At 66.1% G+C, this 1,642-nt stretch carries 1 protein-coding gene; it reads right to left on the bottom strand.

What is annotated here, in order from left to right; all coding sequences use genetic code 11:
* Positions 1-34 precede the first annotated feature (34 nt).
* Positions 35-1,237, bottom strand: coding sequence for an IS30 family transposase (locus IU450_RS39205; RefSeq protein ID WP_228835761.1), 1,203 nt, complete (start codon positions 1,235-1,237; stop codon positions 35-37).
* Between the last annotated feature and the right edge of the window lie 405 nt (positions 1,238-1,642).

Here is a 1,642-nt window from a genome sequence, read left to right on the forward strand (position 1 = left end):
GCTTGGATTCCAGTGGTCGTCGCAACGGTTCGAACTACGAAGCGTTCAGTAAAGCATCGAGTCTTTCGGTGGGTGTTTGCCAGGCGAGGCATTTGCGGGGTCGGTTGTTGAGTTCGTCGGCGACTGCTTGCAGCGCCGTGGGTGTGTGAACCCGGAGGTCGCTGCCGCGTGGGAAGTATTGGCGCAGTAGCCCGTTTGTGTTCTCGTTGCTGCCACGTTGCCATGGCGAGCCCGGTTCGCAGAAGTAGACGGCCATGTCGGTGGCGTTGCTGAAGGCGCGGTGTTCGGCCATCTCACCGCCTTGATCCCAGGTGAGGGTGCCCCGCAGCTGGGCAGGCAGCCCCGAGATGGTGGCGATGAGGCCGTCGCGTAGTGCTTCGGCGCTGCGGTCTGCTCCGAGGTGGACCAGCACGACGAAGCGGCTGGATCGTTCGACCAGGGTCGCGATGGCCGAGCGGTTGGTGGCGCCGATGACGAGGTCTCCTTCCCAGTGGCCGGGCGCGGTGCGGGACTCGACCTCGGGCGGGCGTGTGGTGATCAGCGACATCGGCTCGACGAAACGCGGCCGGCGCGCGGCGGGGTCACGACGAGGTCTGCGCCGGAGACGGCCACGACGCAAGTGGCGGGCGAGTTCGCGCTTCAACTCGCCTCGGGCGTGGACGTAGATGCCCTGGTAGATCGTCTCGGTGCAGGCGCGCATCTGCAGATCGGTCGGGAAGTCGACGACCAGGCGATGGCTGATCTGCTGGGGTGACCACTTCCGTGCGAGCTTGTCTCGAACGTAGTCACGCAACGACGCGTTCGCCGTCAGCTTCGGGTCGCGGGGCCGCAACCGGCGAGCGACCGAGGCGCGGTGGGCGGAGTGGGGCAGATATCCCCGCGCCGAGGTTGTGTTGCGGCGCAGCTCGCGGCTGATCGTCGATGGTGAACGCCCCAGCTCCGCGGCGATCCGGCGGACCGTCAGCCCGGCTCGGTGCAGATCGCATACTTGCTCGCGTTCCAGCAAGCTCAGATACCGGGGGTGGATCGGCTTCTCGACTCGATCGAGGTCGATCTTCCCACCCAGAACGTTGGCCGTGCGCGGTGAATTCACGTCTGCCAGTATCGGATTCGGGTAGCGCACCACGCGACCGTCGGGGTAGATCCGGCCTCGATGGATGATGGTGATGCCCTTGTCCCAGTCCGCCGCCGAACGCTTGTCCGCCCCCACCCGCCGAGCCGCCTGCGCTCGGGTCAACCCCTCGGCACGCAACCGCAGGAACTCCTCCCGCCGCGGCGGCATCCGACGTGCCTCGCTGGTGAAGATCCCGGCCTGGTGCGCCCACTTGTAGCAGGTGATCCTGGTGAAACCGAGCTCACGCGCAACAGCCGAGACGTTCCCACGTTCGGCCAGCAACCGGAAGAACTCGGCCTTCTCCTGCTCGGTGTAGACGCGCGGAGTCCCCCGGCGCATCACCAATCCACTTTTCCGCAGCCACGTATACGCCGCACCAGGATGCACGCCCGCCGCGGTCGCCGCGGCCCTGACACTGCCTCCACGATCCAGCAGATCGAAGAACAACTCCCGCTGCTCCTTCGAATACTTCCGACCAGCCAACGCCACCACCTTCCAGCAGCGTTGCAACGACTACTGGAATCCAAG

The sequence above is a fragment of the Nocardia abscessus genome, from assembly GCF_015477775.1.
GTDB lineage: Bacteria > Actinomycetota > Actinomycetes > Mycobacteriales > Mycobacteriaceae > Nocardia > Nocardia abscessus_A.